The organism is Collinsella sp. CLA-ER-H10, from assembly GCF_040092475.1.
GTDB lineage: Bacteria > Actinomycetota > Coriobacteriia > Coriobacteriales > Coriobacteriaceae > Collinsella.
On sequence record NZ_JBBNLM010000003.1, the window covers coordinates 74,419 to 90,756 of the forward strand.

The following is a 16,338-nucleotide window of genomic DNA, read 5'->3' on the forward strand; positions in this document are numbered from 1 at the left end:
CAAGCGGTCGGTACGGGTTTTCCAAGTGCCCGAGATTGCCGTGAAAGAGGAGCGACGCGTACTTGAGTACGCGAGCGACGGTTTGAACGGCAAGGTCGGGTGCTTGGGAAACCCGCGGGGATTAGAGAGATTTGATACGGGTGCCGGCGGCGGTATCCTCAATGGTGAGGCCCAGGTCCTTGAGCTGGTCGCGGATGGCGTCGGCCAGATCCCAGTTCTTGGCGGCACGGGCCTCGGCGCGGGCCTCGAGAATCTTGGCAGCAGCCTCGTCCACGTCGTCGCCCGTATAGGCAACCAAACCGGCGGCAACACCCAGCAGACCCAGCGGCAGCTCCACCTTGGGCTCGGGAAGCTCGACGCCAAACGTATCGAGCAGCTCGGCCAGCGTATCGGCGGCAGCCAGGACTGCGGCCTTGTCGGCAGCGTCACCGGCCTGCTCCAGGTACTGGTTGCACTCGGTCACAAAGCCAAAGACGGCACCCATGGCACCAGCGGTGTTAAAGTCGTCGTCCATGCACTCCTTAAAGGTGGCGCGGGTCTCGGCGGCCTTGGCGGCAAACGCCTCGGATGCTGCCTCATCGGCATCGGCCGTCGCGTGGTTCGCAGCCCAGCGCAGGTTCTCGACCGTACCGGCGATACGCGTGAGCGAGTTCTCGGCACCCTCCAGGCGCTCCCAAGAAAAGTCGAGCGGCGAGCGATAGCTCGTCTGCAGCATCAGCAGGCGCAGGGCGGCAGCGGAGTGCTGCTCGAGGACCTCGGCCAGCGTAAAGAAGTTGCCGAGCGACTTGGACATCTTCTCGCCGTCTACCAGCAGCATGCCCGTGTGCATCCAGGTGTTGGAGAAGCCCTGGTGCCAGGCGCAGGTGGCCTGGGCGCACTCGTTCTCGTGATGCGGGAAGGCAAGGTCGGAGCCGCCGCCGTGGATGTCGATCGGAGTGCCCAGGTAGCGATGCACCATGGCGGCGCACTCGGTGTGCCAACCGGGACGGCCCTCGCCCCAGGGGCTCGGCCAGCTGGGCTCGCCGGGCTTGGCGGCCTTCCACAGGGCAAAGTCGAGCGGGTCGTTCTTGTCCTCGTTCTCCTCGATACGCGCGCCAACCATAAGGTCGTCGATGTTGCGGCCCGAGACCTGACCGTAGTTGGGATCGCTGCGCACGGCAAAGTACACATCGCCGTTATCGGCTGCGTAAGCGTGGCCCTGCTCGATAAGCGTCTTGATCATGGCGATCATGGGGCCGATCTCCTTGGTGGCGCGGGGACGCACATCGGGATCGAGCACGTTGGCGGCGCGCATGACGCCGATGAACTTGTCGGAGAACTCCGTCGCGACCTCGGCAGCCGTACGGCCCTGCTCGTTGGCGCGCTTGATGATCTTGTCATCGACATCGGTGAGGTTCTGGGCGAACGTGACCTCGTAGCCGCTCGCGATGAGCCAGCGTCGAATCACATCGAAGCTGATGAACGTGCGGGCATTGCCGATGTGGATGTTGTCGTAGACCGTGGGGCCGCACACGTACATGCGGACCTTGCCGGACTCGATGGGCTGGAACTCTTCCTTTTTATGGGTAGCGCTGTTGTAGATACGCATTCGTTACTCCTTAACGGTTTTCTGTAGCAGGCAGACGGCCCAGGCGCCGATTCCCTCGCCCTGGCCTTCCCAACCGAGCTTTTCGGTCGTAGTGGCGGCGACGCCTACATTTTCGACGTCAACGCCCAGGGCATGGGCAAGGTTGGCGCGCATGGCATCGCGGTGCGGGGTGATCTTGGGTTGCTGGCAGGCAATGGTGCAATCGGCATCGACAAACTCAAAGCCCAGCTCGCGCGCATAGTCCATCACGCGAGCGAGCAGCACCATCGAATCGGCACCCTCGTAGGCGGGATCGGTGTCGGGGAATAGCTTGCCGATGTCTCCCCCGCGGCAGGCGCCCAGAATGGCGTCGGCCAAGGCGTGCGCGAGCACATCGGCATCCGAGTGGCCCAGCAGGCCGCGCTCGTAGGGAATGTCGACCCCGCCGATGATACATCGACGCCCCTCCACCAAACGGTGGACGTCGTAGCCGTGGCCAATGCGCAGGTTACTGAACATGGAGAAGGTCCTCTCCCTCGGCCATGCGACCGAGTAGAATCGCGGTTACGGGACGCAGATCCTCGGGCACCGTCACCTTAAGGTTATCGCGCGGGCTCTGGACACAGCGGACGCGCCCACCCATGCGCTCGACCAGCGATGAATCGTCGGTACCGATAAAGCCCTCGGCAATCGCCGCGGCATGGGCACGCTTCATCGCGTCGACGCTAAAGATCTGCGGCGTCTGCGCGGCCCAATAGAGCTCGCGCGGCGGCGTCTCGACGATATTATCGCCGTCGACGATCTTGAGCGTGTCGATCGCGGGCTGACCGCACACGACACCGTCGAGCGAGCGGTCGCCCATGAGCACGTCGATAGCGTGGTCGATGGCCTCGGTCGTAATGAGCGGACGAGCGCCATCGTGGATGGCGACATATTCAAAGCCCGCCGGAGCCGCATGCACGCCGGCACGGGTGGAATCCTGGCGGGTCGCGCCGGCATCGGCAAAGCTGATGGGCGTGTCATAGTCAAACGGGTCGATGGCCAGGCGGCGCATCTCGGCACGGCGCTCGGCAGGGCACACCACCACGATGTGGCCGACCTTGTCGCTACGATCGAACGCGCGGATGGACCAGCTCATGAGCGGACGGCCCGCCACGTTAACAAGCTGCTTGCCGCCGGGATTTCCAAAGCGCTGGCCGCTGCCACCGGCAACGACCACGGCGCATACGGGCGCCATTATGCGTTCCCCTGTTTGGTGCCCTTCATGCGGTACAGCGAGTCCGCAAGAATGGCAGGGTTGTTAACGCCAAAGTCGCCCAGGCGCTCCGGATCCTCGCTGATGTCGTCCATGAGCTCCTGCAGCGAGCCGTACTCGTCGACGATCTTCTCGGCCACGCCGTCGCGCACGACGGACACGCGCGAAAGCGTGCGCAGGCCCAGCGGCGTCATGACGGAGTCCTCGTCCAGGTCGTCATAGCCCAGAACTGCCGCCACGTGTTGCGGGTCGGACAGGTCCTTAGGCGTCATGCGGCTAAGCTCGGCGCGGATCTTCTCGGCATTAGCCTCGGAAGAATCACTTGCGTAGTCGCGAATCATCAGGTCGTACTCGGTATCCATACTGGAGCCGGCGAGCTGCTCGAGCTGCATCTGCACGAGCTTGCCCTGGTTGCCCAGCTTGACAATGCAATCCTTAAGCTCGGTCTTTGCCTGCTGCATGATCTCGAAGCTCGAGAAAATACCGGTAATGTCGGCGAGCGTGACGTAGTCGTCGAGCTCGAGGGCCGTCAGGCGCAGCAGGGAGCGATCGAGCGACTGACGGGTAGTCTGGAGCGTGGCGACGAGCTGGTTGACCGAGCTCATGATGGTAGTGACGGGCTGGATCTCGTAGCTCTTGCCGTGAACGTACACGTTGACGACGGCACGACGAGCCGAGACCGAGATCACGATGGCATCGGTGAGCACCGACATGCGAGCGGCGGTGCGGTGACGCATGCCCGTCTCGCTCGTGGCAAGCGAGGGATCGGGATTGAGGTGGAAGTTGGCGCGCAGGATCTGGGTGAGGTCGCCGTCGATAACGATAGCACCGTCCATCTTGGAGAGCTCGAACAGACGGTTCGAGGTGAACGAAATGTTGAGCGGGAAGCCGTCGTTACCGGCAGCGAGCACGTTTTCGGTGTCGCCGACGCAGATAAGGGCGCCCAGGTGACCGGCGATGATCATGTCGAGGGCGGTGCGGATCGGCTGACCAGGTGCCGTCAGGCGGATGGCCTGTTCCATACGCTTTTGCAGCTCGTTCTTATCCAAGGCATCGCTCCCATCGTATACGCTCCATAAACGCTAAATAGTTTCTCACGGTTTGTCCCTGCGGCGCTTGCGAAATCCGATGCTTACAGAATGAGCGAACACCGCTTAGGTAGCTCATTTGGGACGGGGTTCTTTTGACTGCTCGTGTGGTAGCATCGGGTCTCATATAAATGAGGGAGTAGTCGCGTAATCGGGCTCGCCCGCAGAGAGGGAGCCAGACTATGGGACTCGCAGAGCTTGTGTTGCTCGCTATCGGCCTTTCTATGGACGCTTTTGCCGTATCCATCTGCAAGGGCCTTGGCATGAAAAAGATCAACCTTAAAGTCGCCGTAGTGCTCGGCCTGTTCTTTGGCGGCTTTCAGGCCGGCATGCCCGTAATCGGATGGGCGCTCGGCAGTCAATTCATGGGCATCATCGGACCCATCGACCATTGGATCGCCTTTATCCTTTTGGCCTTTATCGGCGGCAAAATGCTGTGGGAAGCCTTTACCGAAGACGAGGATGGGGGCGACGGCAAGGATGCCGAAAAGATTGACCTGGCAGAATATCTGATTCTTGCCATTGCCACCTCGATTGACGCCCTAGCCGTAGGTATCTCGTTTGCGGCGCTCTCGGTTGACATCGTTCCCGCTGTATCGCTTATCGGCGTCACAACGTTTATCTTCTCCGTCGCCGGCGTAGCGATCGGCCACACCTTTGGCGCGCGCTACGAAAAACCCGCCACCATCGTGGGTGGCGTCGTGCTCATCCTTATCGGCCTCAAGATTCTGCTGGAACACTTGGGGTTTTTGACGCTGTAAAACACCCTTCAAAACTAAACGTCCGGGCAAGGTCTCATGCAGAGTTTTGCATGAGGCCTTTTCATGCAGACTTTTGCATGTCATACTGATATGCAAAAGTCTGCATGTTTGGAGATCGCCGTGGACACCCTTCCCATCACCACACCGCGCCAAGCTGGCATCTACGTGCGCCAGGCACGCGAGGCGCAGGGTCTCACCCGTGCGACCCTCGCTAAAAAGGCCGGTGTTTCGGAGCGCCTGCTCGCATCGCTCGAGCTGGGCGACGCCACCGGCATTCGACTCGACAAGCTGCTGGCGGTTTTCGGTGCTCTCGGACTTGCTCTAGTTGCTCAAGGGAATATCGACGACACGAAACATGAGCAGCCAACCGACGCCCCGCATGCTGATTTGCAACCTTGTAGCACCCCCAGGTGCCATCACACTCAACGTCTTCACCATCGCAACCGACGCGGCGCAGCCATTTCAGCTCTTCCAGATACCCCCTTTACGGCCGAGCTCTACGACAAGGCCTTCGCCGATTTCGCCATGTCCAATCTCGGAGTCTCGATTGCCGCAAACGTATCTAACCAAACCAAGCCCGAAGGGAAATAGCCAATGGCCAGAACATCACTTCGGACCATTATTTGCGACGTACCTGCGGGAACGCTCACGCAAGATGAGAACGGTCTTATCAGTTTTACCTACGATCATGACTATGACGGGCCAGCCCTATCGACCAACATACCCGTATCGAATCGCACATACGGACAACAGGTCATGAATCCGTACCTGTTTGGCCTTCTACCCGACAGCGAGGACCAGCGAAAAGCGATTGCCGCCGAATTCGACGTTAGGCCCAACAATCCCGTTGCGTTGCTCAGCCATATCGGACTCGACTGTCCGGGCGGAGTGCAGTTTTGTGCCGAAGAAGATGCCGATGCCGTCCTGCATCGCGCTGGCGAATACCGCCCTATAGACGACCACGAAATTGCTCTCCGTCTCAAGTCGATCAGAGATGACCGCGATGCATCGTGGATGGGTCTAGATGAAAGTTGGTCGCTTGGAGGCAACCAGGGCAAATTCGCGCTCGCGTTCATAAACGGCCGCTGGTGCGAATGCATGGGCTCCTCGCCCACGACGCATATTTTCAAAAATGGCGTTATCGGATTTAAACTCGAGGCTCTGAATGAGTTTGTCTGCATGAAAAGCGCCCAGCGCGCCGGCATCGCAACGGCAAACGTCGAATATCGTATGTTTGAGGACGAACCTGCCCTCATTGTTGAGCGATATGACCGCGTGAAAGTCAAAGACGGAACAATCATGCGTCTACATCAAGAAGACCTCTGTCAGGCCCTTGGAGTGATGCCCGCTCAAAGGTACACAGCAGACGGCGGCCCGACCGCACGCGATATTCAGGAACTCCTCGTCAATACGAGTCATCATCAACTTAACCTGTATCTGTTTACGCAGATTCTTTTCTTTAACGCCATCATCGGCGCACCGGACGCGCATGCGAAGAACTATTCCCTGCTTCTTGGAAACGGCGACACAGCTATGATGGCCCGTATGTATGACGTTGCATCGGGGCTGGCATACGAACGCATGCGCCGCCGAGCGCGCCTCGCCATGAGCGTTGGCGGCGAAAATCGTGTGGGGCGCATCGGTCCAGGCGCTATCCGCCGATACCACGGTATGGGCGACCCCGCGCTGGAGGCGGCACTCACCGATGCCGGGCTATCCGAGAAGTTTTGCTTTACGACCATGATGGACCTCGCCTACGAGGTGCCCATTTGCATGGAAGAGGTCATGGATGAATACGCCGACCTGCCCGGCATGGCGGACCTGCGAGAGCATATGCTCGGCCCCGTCCGCGAAAACTGCCAGCGAACCCTCGACCTCATCAGGGCGGATATGGGCTAGGTGGCCACAATTTCCCATTTCTTAAAAGAAGAGAGGGGCACCCGTCGCAAAAGCTCGGATGCCCCCTCTCATAATGTCATTTGCAATCCACCGGCACGTAGCCCGGACTGCTGCTAGCGCAACCTTTACGCAGCGAGGCGCTTGAGCACGTCGATGAGCAGCTCGTAGAAGCGCTCGGCAGAAGCGAGCTCCATGCTCTCGTCCGGGGTGTGGACATCGGAGAGCGTCGGGCCCACGGCGATGGCGTCCAGGCCGTGCAGGGCCTCGGCAAACAGGCCGCACTCAAGGCCGGCGTGGATGGACTCGATGCGCAGCTCGGAGCCAAAGAGCTCGCGATAGCTCTCGACAAAGACGTCGCGGACCGGCGAATGCTCAGCATAGCTCCAGCCGGGATACTCGAACTCAAACTTGGCGTCGAAGCCCAGGACATCGGCCAGCGTCTGCAGGCGGTCCTTGAACTCGTTCTGCAGCGAGGTGATCGAGGAGCGCGGGGACAGCATGATCTTGACCTGGTCGTCAGAGGTGGCAACCACGCCGATGTTGGAGGAAACCTCGACGGAGCCGTCGGTGGCGACGTTGCGGCGAATCACGCCGTTAGGGGCAAGACGCAGGGCGCGGATGAGGGCAAGCGCGGACTTCTGGTCCATGGCCTCGACCTCGGCGTCGTCGGCAATCTCGACGGTGCAGGTAAAGCCGGGGTCGAAGACCTCGAGCTCGGCAGTGACGTCGGCAATGATGCCCTTTGCGATCTCGGCCGCTGCCTCGGCGGCAGCGTGGTCGGCGTAAACCAGAACAGCCTTGCACTCACGGTTGATGGCGTTGTCCTTAGTGCCGCCGTTAAAGCTGACGATGGCGGGCTCGCCGGCGACCATCAGGCGGTCGATGATGCGGGCCATGATGAGGTTGCCGTTGCCGCGCTCCAGGTGGATGTCGGCGCCGGAGTGACCACCCAGCAGGCCGGAGATCTCGAGCGTAAGGGTGCTGCCGGTCTTGTGCTCGCGCACGATCGGGCAGGTGTAGGTAACGACGACACCGCCGGCGCAGCTGACGGTGGCCACGCCCTCCTCCTCGGAATCGAGGTTGATCATGGTGCGGGCGCTAATCTGGGACTTGTCGAGCGTCTCGGCGCCAACCAGGCCAGTCTCCTCGTCGGTGGTGAACACGCACTCGAGGGCCGGATGAGCAATCGAATCGTCGTTGAGCACGGTGAGCATCAGAGCGACGGCGATACCGTTGTCGGCGCCCAGCGTGGTACCGTTAGCGGTGAGGACGCCATCCTTGACGACCAGGTCGATACCATCGGTCGTAAAGTCGTGCTCAACGGAGCCCAGCTTGTCGCACACCATGTCGATGTGGCCCTGCAGCATCACGGTCGGGGCATTCTCGGCGCCGGCAGATGCGGGCTTGCGAATGATGACGTTGTAGACCTCGTCCTGATACACGTCGAGGCCGCGCTCCTTGGCAAACGCGACCAGGAAATCGCTGATGCCCTTCTCGTTGCCAGACCCACGGGGGATCGCGCTGATCTCCTCAAAGAAATGGAACAGCTGGGCGGGCTCGTAGCCGGTAATCTTGTAGTCCATGGTGCCTCCTTGGCGCAACTGGTTAGACAGTAAGACATGCGACTTGTATATTCCCAGACTTTGCGTGCATAAACCAGTCGAAAACGCCGAGCGCCCTCGCATCATCGGCTAACGGCGGACCGCATAGCGTAACGGTCACAACTTCGCAGCTCTACAAATCGAGGCGCCCTTGCCAGAGCGCCTCGATTGCACAGATCAAATTGTCGCCACACCCTACAGCGCGCCGGAACCGGCTTGCATCATGCCGCCGGGGCCCGAGGTCACGCCGCCGCTCACGGGCGCGACGTTGCCGGTGTGCGGTGCCGCCGGGGCGGTATCGCCACCGAGCGTGCCCGCCGGACGCGGTGCCGGGATCTCGCCCGTGCCGTGGCTAAAGACAAACTTGCCATCGGCCACGTCGCACAGGACGGTATCGCCCTCGCCCCACTCGCCGGCCAGAAGCTCCTCGGACAGCGGGTCCTCGATAAGCTTTTGAATAGCACGGCGCAGCGGACGCGCACCGTTGGTGAGGTCGGTGCCCTCGGCCACGATCTTGTCATAGGCCGCATCGGTGAGCTTGATGTTCATGCCGTTGGCAATCAAACGCTGACGCAGGTCGCCCACCAGCAGGTGCGCGATCTTGGTGAGATTCTCGCCCGAGAGCTTCTGGAACACCACGATGTCGTCGATACGGTTGAGCAGCTCGGGGCGGAACAGGCGCTTGAGCTCGCCCATCGCGCGACCACGGATCTCACTCGACGTGAGACCTTGCTCGCCGGTGGTGCCAAAGCCAACGCTCGCATCCTGCGCAATCTCGCGAGCGCCCACGTTGGACGTCATGATGATCACGGTGTTGCGGAAGTCGACCGTCTTGCCCTGGCTATCGGTCAGGCGGCCCTCCTCCAGCACCTGCAGCAAGATGTTGAAGATATCGGGGTGCGCCTTCTCGATCTCGTCGAACAGCACGACCGAGTACGGGTGGCGACGAACGGCCTTGGTGAGCTGGCCGCCCTCGTCGTGACCGACGTAACCCGGAGGGCTGCCGATGAGCTTGGAGACCTCGAACTCGCTACCGAACTCGGACATGTCGAAGCTGATGAGTGCATCCTTGCTGCCAAAGAGGTACTCGGCGAGCGTCTTGGCGAGCTCGGTCTTGCCCGTGCCGGTGGGACCCAGGAAGATAAAGCTGCCGCCGGGGCGACGCGGGTCCTTGAGCGGCGAACGGCTGCGGCGCACGGCCTTGGCAACTGCCTCGACAGCCTCATCCTGACCGATGATGCGCGTCTTGAGCACGCTTTCGGCTTGCAGCAGGCGACGGCTCTCGCTCTCGGTAAGCGAGGACACCGGCACGCCCGAAGTCACGGACACGATATCGGCGATCTGACTCACATCGATGGTGAGCGGGCTGGCGTCGAGCTCGGCGGTCCAGGCGGCCTTGGCCTCGGCGAGTTCAATCTCGGCGGCCTTCTGCTGCTCGGTGATCTCGGCGGCCTTGTTCATGTCGTCGCTCTCGGTGGCCTCCTGCGCGGCGGCCTTGAGCTCCTCGATGCGATGCTCGGCCTCGCGCACCGGCTCGGGCGCGCGATTCGCAGCGATGCGAGCGCGGGCACCGGCCTCGTCGATGAGGTCGATGGCCTTATCGGGCAGGAAGCGATCCTGGATGTAGCGGTTGGAAAGGTTCGCGGCGGCCTCGATAGCACCCTGCGTATAGCGCACATGGTGGTGCTCCTCGTAGCGCGGCTTGAGCGCAGTCAGGATCTTGACCGTGTCCTCGACGCTCGGCTCCTCGACATCGATGGTCTGGAAGCGACGCTCAAAGGCCGGGTCCTTGGTGAGGTACTTGCGGAATTCCTCGGCCGTGGTGGCGCCGATAATCTGGAAGGCACCGCGCGCGAGCACGGGCTTGAGCATGGAGCTCGCGTCGATGGAACCCTCGGCAGAACCGGCACCGATGATGGTGTGCATCTCGTCGATAAACAGGATGACGTCGTCGGCTTCGGTGGCCTCCTGGATCACGTTCTTGAGACGCTCCTCAAACTCACCGCGATACTTGGCGCCCGCCACGAGGCCCGGCAGGTCGAGCGTCCAGATGTTCTGGTTCATGAGGTTCTCGGGCACGTTGCCGGCAGCGATCTGCTGAGCCAGACCCTCGACGATGGCCGTCTTGCCCACGCCGGGGTCGCCCAAGATAAGCGGATTGTTCTTGGTGCGACGCGAAAGGATCTCCATCATACGCTGGACTTCCTTTTCGCGACCAATTACAGGGTCGAGCTCGCCGTCGCGCGCCTTCTGCGTAAGGTTGGTGGCGAACTGCTTAAGCGTATCGGTGCCGCTCCCCTTTTGCTGCGACGCGTCCGAGCCGCTAAAGAACGGCAGGCCCGCACCGGGACGCCCGGCACCGGCGCCGGCGAGCGGACGCTTCTTGTCCTGGTCCTTGGCGGTAAGTTTCTCGATAGCCTTTTTGATGGAGGCGGACGACACACCCAGGCGCATGAGGATGTCCATGGCCATGCCGTTACCCTCTTCGACGATGCCGATCAGCAAGTGCTCGGTCGACACGTAGGTCTGGTTGTTCTCACGCGCCACGCGGAACGAACGCTCCATCACGCTAATGACGAGCGGCGTAAAGGCGAGCTTGGCCGCCTCGGTCTCCTCGCTGGGCTCGGGAACCGTGGTCTGGACCTCTTTGAGAGTATCCATGATGTCATCGTAGGAGATGTCGAGCGAACGCAGTGCCTCGGCGGCAATGCCCTCGTCCTCCTTGGCAAGCGCGAGCAGCAGGTGCTCGGTGCCCACCTTATTTGAGTGCAGATCGAGCGCCTCTTGCTTGGCCATGGACATGACCTTACGCGCGCGATCGGTAAATCTATCTAACATGCTCGTTTCCTTACATGAGTTCATCGAAATCAAAACGCCCGCCCGTCGGCGGCGCTTTTGTCTCTTTACCCACAGGTTGTCTATGTTAACAGCTGGAGGAATATCTATAAACCCGGCTCACATGAATGCAGGTTATGACCGCATCGCGGGACTCACCGCGCGATGCGCGACAGGCGCCCCGCAAGAGAAACCCTAGGTGTCTTTCACCACGTCGGGACTCGTCGCACGCGATGCGCGATAGGCATCGGCCTCCTTGGAGACGCGTTCGAGCAGCTCGGATGTATCGACGCCCTCGACTTGCGCGACCGTTTCCACCGTCTGCATGGCGACCGCCCTCAGGTACGCGCACGCGCTGTCCCCCAGCTGCTCGAGGTCTATCTCCTCGCCGCCCTCCCGGGCAAAGCCGACCGCCATCACAAAGCCCATGATGCCCGAGACCAGAAAGCCCACCGCAAAGCTCGAATCTGCCTTGAGCTCTTCTCCGTCGGGGTGGACGATCTCTCTCACGCGGTCGATGATGATCGTATGGATGCCCTGCACGACCTGCTCGGCGGCACCCGCCCTCATGGTGATGACGATGCGCCGCAGCAGGCAGCGGACGTCGCGCCGGTCGAACGCCGAAAGGTCGCCCTCGCTCGAAAAATGCCAGAGGGCATCGGTGATAAGCTCGTTATCCTGCAGCAGCTGGGTCATGGCGATGGCGACGAGTTCATCGAAATCGTGAAAATAGTAGTAAAACGTTCCGCGATTGCACTGGGCGGCACGGGTCACCTCGCCAACCGACAGCTCGAAGATGCTGTTGTTCTCGATGAGCTCCCAAAACGCCTCGATGATACGGGTGCGTGCATCGGGCGCATCGGCGTCCTTACGCGGTCTCGCCATGCACCTCACCGCACCCCTGCGCCTTGGCGTTCATGATGAGCATCTGAAGACGGTTCTCCACGTTGGCGAAGCTCACGTCGGGATCGTAGTCGAGCGGCAGGAACTGCGCCGTGGGATACTGCTCCTTGAGCGCATGGATGAGCCCGCGCCCCACGACATGGTTGGGCAGACACCCGAACGGCTGCAGGATCACGAAGTTGCGGCAGCCGCGCTTGGCGTGCTCGAGGATCTCCGCCGGAATCAGCACGCCCTCGCCCGCATCGAACGTATGGTGCAGGATCTTATCGCTCGCGCGCACGAGCTCGGGCATGCGCGTCGGCGGCTCGTAGAGCGGGCTCGCCGCGCCCAGGCGGTCGCAACGGTCGTGCGCGAGCTCGAACAGGTTGTCCGCCGTGGCGTACCAGGCCTTTTCGGGCAGCGACAGGTCGACGTGGAACTCGCGCGACTGCGCATGCTTGTAGAAATAGGTCTTGCGGATCACGTCGGTCATGCGCGCCTCGATGACCTCGAGCCCGTTGTCCTCGAGGTAGCGCTCGATCTCGTGGTTGGCGCCGAGATGGAAATTGAGCAGGTACTCGCCCACGATGAGAACGGTCGGATGCGGGTTCGAGCGGTCGTACGGAACGGCGTCCATGATCGCAAGCGCGCGTTTGAAGCCCGTCGCCTGGCCTCTCAGCCCGGAGCGCTCCATGCCCTCGATAACCTCATCGAGCGCGCGGTCGAACGCAGCGTCCGCCGCGCCCTTCTCGAGCTCGTAGGGACGGATGCGCCTAAGCATGGCCTCGAGGGCATCGATCATGGGAAGACCGTAGGCGATCTGGATGCTCGGGCCAAGGCCGAGCTTGAAGCCCGGATGCGCATTGTGGGCATCGACGTCGTCGTTGGTGAGCACCGGGACATAGTCGTATCCCGCGTCGTCGAGCGCGCGGCGCAGCAGGGGCATGTAGTGCGTCAGGCGGCAGTCGCCGATATACTTGCCAGTCACCACGGCGACGTCGTGCGGGTCGTACTTACCGCTCTCGAGTGCCGCGAGCGCCTCGCCGATCACGATTTGCGCGGGGAAGCAGATGTCGTTGTGCACATAGCGTTTGCCCAGGCGGATGGCATCCTCGCGCCCGATATCAAGGGCCTCGGCGCGCACGCCCTGATTGCGCATCGCCGCGGTCATGAGCCTGCAGAACGCATGGGAGGTGTTGGGGACCAGCGCGATCTTGTCGTGCCGGTCGCGCTTGGTGTACTTGACCTTATACGGGTCGTCGAGCGGATGGACCGCGTGCACCCGGGCGCCCTCGGCACGCTCCTCCGCGCGACGACGGTTGACCGACTCGATAAACGAACGCACGCGAATGCCCATGGGACCGGCGACGTCGCTCTCATCGAGCTTGATCATCATCGGAACCTTGGAGCCCATCTCGCCCATCATGCGCGCGATCTCGTCGGTGAGATACGCATCGTGGCCGCAGCCGAAGCTGCCCATCTGCACGAGCTCGAGCTCGGGCGTCGATGCGACGATGACCGCGCACGACAGCATGCGCGCATGGTAGTTGTTCACGATGTCGATGCGGCTGTTGGAAAGATCGACGTTGCAGACCCCCGGCACCGCATCGGGCGTCAGCACGGGGATGCCGCGCTCAGAGAAGAGCTTGGGCAGCCCGTGGTTGACCAGCGGGTCGTTGTGGTACGGGCGCGAAGCGATCACCACCGCGTAGCCGCCGTCCTCGCGCACGTTCTCGAGCACCTGCCTGCCGCGCAGCTGCAGCTGGTTCTCAAACGTCTGCTGCGCGCGGTCCGCCTGCTCGGTCGCCTTGGCAACCAGGTCGGCATCGATATCGAAGGTCTCCTTGCACCACGCCTTGAGCTGGCGGTTTCGGTCGCCCTCGTCGTACCAGTGGAACAGCGGCGTATCGAACGGAACGCCGAAACGCTCCTCCGGGTTATCGGAATTGCGCATCACGTAGGGGTATCCCTTTACGACGGCGCACATCCACTCGCTGGTAGAGGCGGTGTTTTCGGTGGGCACCGTCGTGATGATGGGCATGAAGATGCGGTCGACGCCGGCGTCGACGAGATTGCGGATGTGCCCGTGGACGAGCTTGGCCGGGAAGCACACGGTGTCGGATGTGACGTGCGCCAGACCGCGCTCGTACATCGCCTTGGTGCTGCGTCCCGAGACGCGCACCTTAAAGCCGAGCGTGCTGAAGAACGTCGACCAGAACGGCATGGTGTCCCAGAACTCGAGCACACGGGGAATGCCGATCGTGACATCGCGCCCCCCGCAGACGGGAACCGTGGGGCACGACTCGAACAGCAGCTTCTCGCGGTCGACAAAGAGATTGGGGGCAGCCGCGGTCCGGTCGCGCCCCGTGCCGGGTGCCTGTGCCTCGCAAGCACCCTGCGGACGCAGCTCCTCCGCCGCGGGAACCTCGCGCACGAGCTCATCCCATGAGATGGCGCCGCCGCGCGGGCAGCGATTGCCCGTGACGTAAAGCGAGCCGTCGCCAAATGCCACGACCGCGCGCTGGCAGCGGTTGTTGCACCGACGGCAGGTAACGCCGCCGAACTCGCGATGCTCGAAGCGCTCCACGGCATCGAGCCCGATAAACGACGTGCCGGCGTCGCCCTTGCGGCATTCCTCGCGCGCGAGCAGGGCGATACCGATAGCGCCCATCAGCCCCGGGTGGGGCGCACGCGTGACGGGTTTGCCCAAATACTGCTCGAATGCGCGCAGCACCGCGTCGTTTCGGAACGTGCCGCCCTGGACGACGACTTTGTCGCCCAGACGGTTGAGATTTGAAACGCGAATGACCTTGGTGAACACGTTCTCGATAATCGAACGGCAGAGACCGGCCATGATGTCGCCCGGACCCTTACCGCGCCGCTGCTCGGAAACGACGCTGCTGTTCATGAACACCGTGCAGCGGCTGCCGAGAACGGCGGGGGCTTTGGACGAAAATGCCTCGGTCGCGATATCCTCAACGGCTATTCCGAGGTTTTTGGCAAAACCCTCGAGGAACGAGCCGCAGCCCGCAGAGCACGCCTCGTTGACGACGATATCGGTCAGCACGCCGTGGTTGAGCCAGATGGCCTTCATATCCTGTCCGCCGATGTCGAGCACGAAGGTCGCATCTGGAACGCATGCGCACGCGGCGCGGGCGTGCGCGACCGTCTCGACCGTATGGTAGTCGGCGTGGAACGCGCGCGCGAAAAGCTCCTCGCCGTATCCCGTGGTGCCCACGGCATCGATCGCAAGCGTGACTCCCGCTGTCTCCCAGCGGTTCTTCAAGCTGACAAGACCCTGTTGGGCGACGTCGAGCGGTCTGCCGTTATTAGACGCGTAGAACGAATCGACAAGCTCACCCGCCTCATCGACCAGGGCGAACTTGGTCGTCGTGCTCCCCGAATCGATACCGAGCGCCACACGCACCGTCTCTCCGGGCGCATACGCATCCGGACCCTTTGCCGGCGTCTCTTTGCCATGGCGTGCCGTAAAATCCGCCTGCTCGGCAGGTGTGGCAAAAAAGGGCTGGGCAAGACGTCCCTCCCCGCTTGCAGGCGCGACCGTCTCGAGCTTATCCAGCCGGACAAAAGCGTCGGGAAGGTCGATCGGTTGGGACGATGCGAACATGTCGGTCAGCGACAGGGCGGCACCGCGCGCGACCATGATCTGCGGATCGCGCGGGACGATAACCTGATCGTCCGATAGATTCAGTTGCTCCCGGAACACGCGGACCAGCGTGGGGTTGTAGGCGAGCGTACCGCCCTCGAAGATTACCGGCGGCTCGATGTCGATACCCTGGGCCAGACCGCCGATCGTTTGGCGGGCGACCGCGTGAAGCGCCGAAAGCGCCAGGTCGGTGGTAGGAATGCCCTCGTTGAGCAGCGGCTGGATATCGGTCTTTGCGTACACGCCGCAGCGGCCCGAGACCTCGTGGACGGTCGTTCCCCGGCTTGCGAGCTGCTCGAACTCGCCCGATTCGGTGCCGACCCCCATGAGCTTTGCCATCTCGTCGATAAATGCACCGGTACCGCCTGCGCACGAGCCGTTCATGCGCATGTCGGCAACCTCGATGTCTCCCTTATCGTTGGTGCGGAAGAAGATCATCTTGGCGTCTTGGCCGCCCAGCTCGATGGCGCAGCGCGTCTGCGGATAGAACCTGCTGATCGCGAGCGCGTTGGCGACCACCTCCTGAACGTACGAGGCGCCCAGCGCGGTCGCGATATCGCGCGCACCCGAGCCGGTCACCGCAACGCGCAGCGACTCATGGGGAAAGCGCTCGGCGAGCTCGCCGAGCATGGCGCGCACGCTCGCTGTCTGACACGCCCCGTGGCGGCGATATCCCCACCACGCCTCGGTCATATCCTCGTGCATCGCGTAAACTTTGGTCGTCGTCGACCCTACGTCCAGTCCTACTAGCAACGCCATAATGCTCCGTCTCTCGCATTTTTC

At 62.2% G+C, this 16,338-nt stretch carries 11 protein-coding genes; 3 read left to right on the forward strand and 8 right to left on the reverse strand.

Annotation, left to right across the window (positions count from 1 at the left end; translation table 11 throughout):
* Positions 1 to 121: 121 nt before the first annotated feature.
* The 4 genes from cysS to disA are packed head-to-tail and all read right to left on the reverse strand — an operon-like array spanning position 122 to position 3,871.
* On the reverse strand, positions 122 to 1,588 hold the full coding sequence (gene cysS / locus AAAX36_RS02650; protein WP_117647641.1) for a cysteine--tRNA ligase: 1,467 nt from the start codon (positions 1,586 to 1,588) through the stop codon (positions 122 to 124).
* A gap of 3 nt (positions 1,589 to 1,591) precedes the next feature.
* Positions 1,592 to 2,086, reverse strand: coding sequence for a 2-C-methyl-D-erythritol 2,4-cyclodiphosphate synthase (ispF, locus tag AAAX36_RS02655; RefSeq protein WP_006234975.1), 495 nt, complete (start codon positions 2,084 to 2,086; stop codon positions 1,592 to 1,594).
* A complete protein-coding gene (ispD, locus tag AAAX36_RS02660) occupies positions 2,076 to 2,804 on the reverse strand; it encodes a 2-C-methyl-D-erythritol 4-phosphate cytidylyltransferase (RefSeq protein WP_349073890.1) in 729 nt (242 codons plus the stop codon). The genes ispF and ispD overlap by 11 nt, the downstream gene beginning before the upstream one ends.
* The gene (disA, locus tag AAAX36_RS02665) at positions 2,804 to 3,871 is read right to left on the reverse strand and encodes a DNA integrity scanning diadenylate cyclase DisA (protein ID WP_022093923.1); all 1,068 of its coding nucleotides are present in this window, start codon (positions 3,869 to 3,871) and stop codon (positions 2,804 to 2,806) included. Before disA ends, ispD begins: the two co-directional genes overlap by 1 nt.
* A 221-nt stretch (positions 3,872 to 4,092) precedes the next feature.
* Here disA and AAAX36_RS02670 point away from each other — a divergent pair, with 221 nt between their 5' ends.
* From AAAX36_RS02670 to AAAX36_RS02680, 3 genes are all read left to right on the forward strand, one after another.
* Positions 4,093 to 4,671 (forward strand): manganese efflux pump MntP family protein, encoded by a 579-nt coding sequence (locus AAAX36_RS02670; protein ID WP_349073891.1) that lies wholly within the window; start codon positions 4,093 to 4,095, stop codon positions 4,669 to 4,671.
* Positions 4,672 to 4,734: 63 nt separating this feature from the next.
* A complete protein-coding gene (locus AAAX36_RS02675; RefSeq protein ID WP_349073892.1) occupies positions 4,735 to 5,262 on the forward strand; it encodes a helix-turn-helix domain-containing protein in 528 nt (175 codons plus the stop codon).
* Between the two features lie 3 nt (positions 5,263 to 5,265).
* Complete coding sequence (locus tag AAAX36_RS02680) at positions 5,266 to 6,570, forward strand: type II toxin-antitoxin system HipA family toxin (protein WP_349073893.1); 1,305 nt, start codon at positions 5,266 to 5,268, stop codon at positions 6,568 to 6,570.
* Between the two features lie 125 nt (positions 6,571 to 6,695).
* Here the strand turns inward: AAAX36_RS02680 and AAAX36_RS02685 are convergent, their stop codons facing one another.
* The 4 genes from AAAX36_RS02685 to AAAX36_RS02700 all read right to left on the reverse strand — a co-directional run bounded on the left by AAAX36_RS02685 (position 6,696) and on the right by AAAX36_RS02700 (position 16,314).
* A complete protein-coding gene (locus AAAX36_RS02685; RefSeq protein WP_349073894.1) occupies positions 6,696 to 8,153 on the reverse strand; it encodes an aminoacyl-histidine dipeptidase in 1,458 nt (485 codons plus the stop codon).
* Positions 8,154 to 8,366: 213 nt separating this feature from the next.
* Entirely contained in the window at positions 8,367 to 11,009 is a 2,643-nt protein-coding gene (locus AAAX36_RS02690) for an ATP-dependent Clp protease ATP-binding subunit (RefSeq protein WP_349073896.1), read from the reverse strand.
* A 192-nt stretch (positions 11,010 to 11,201) separates the two neighbouring features.
* Positions 11,202 to 11,891 (reverse strand): TetR/AcrR family transcriptional regulator, encoded by a 690-nt coding sequence (locus AAAX36_RS02695; protein ID WP_349073898.1) that lies wholly within the window; start codon positions 11,889 to 11,891, stop codon positions 11,202 to 11,204.
* On the reverse strand, positions 11,875 to 16,314 hold the full coding sequence (locus AAAX36_RS02700; RefSeq protein WP_349073899.1) for an acyl-CoA dehydratase activase: 4,440 nt from the start codon (positions 16,312 to 16,314) through the stop codon (positions 11,875 to 11,877). Before AAAX36_RS02700 ends, AAAX36_RS02695 begins: the two co-directional genes overlap by 17 nt.
* Positions 16,315 to 16,338 lie beyond the last annotated feature (24 nt).

Bases quoted from the DNA above. Each gene is read 5' to 3' on its own strand.
- AAAX36_RS02695 (WP_349073898.1), bottom strand. From the start codon at position 11,891: ATGGCGAGACCGCGTAAGGACGCCGATGCGCCCGATGCACGCACCCGT.
- ispD (WP_349073890.1), bottom strand. From the start codon at position 2,804: ATGGCGCCCGTATGCGCCGTGGTCGTTGCCGGTGGCAGCGGCCAGCGC.
- AAAX36_RS02680 (WP_349073893.1), top strand. From the start codon at position 5,266: ATGGCCAGAACATCACTTCGGACCATTATTTGCGACGTACCTGCGGGA.
- AAAX36_RS02700 (WP_349073899.1), bottom strand. From the start codon at position 16,314: ATGGCGTTGCTAGTAGGACTGGACGTAGGGTCGACGACGACCAAAGTT.
- AAAX36_RS02675 (WP_349073892.1), top strand. From the start codon at position 4,735: ATGCAGACTTTTGCATGTCATACTGATATGCAAAAGTCTGCATGTTTG.
- ispF (WP_006234975.1), bottom strand. From the start codon at position 2,086: ATGTTCAGTAACCTGCGCATTGGCCACGGCTACGACGTCCACCGTTTG.
- AAAX36_RS02690 (WP_349073896.1), bottom strand. From the start codon at position 11,009: ATGTTAGATAGATTTACCGATCGCGCGCGTAAGGTCATGTCCATGGCC.
- AAAX36_RS02670 (WP_349073891.1), top strand. From the start codon at position 4,093: ATGGGACTCGCAGAGCTTGTGTTGCTCGCTATCGGCCTTTCTATGGAC.
- AAAX36_RS02685 (WP_349073894.1), bottom strand. From the start codon at position 8,153: ATGGACTACAAGATTACCGGCTACGAGCCCGCCCAGCTGTTCCATTTC.
- cysS (WP_117647641.1), bottom strand. From the start codon at position 1,588: ATGCGTATCTACAACAGCGCTACCCATAAAAAGGAAGAGTTCCAGCCC.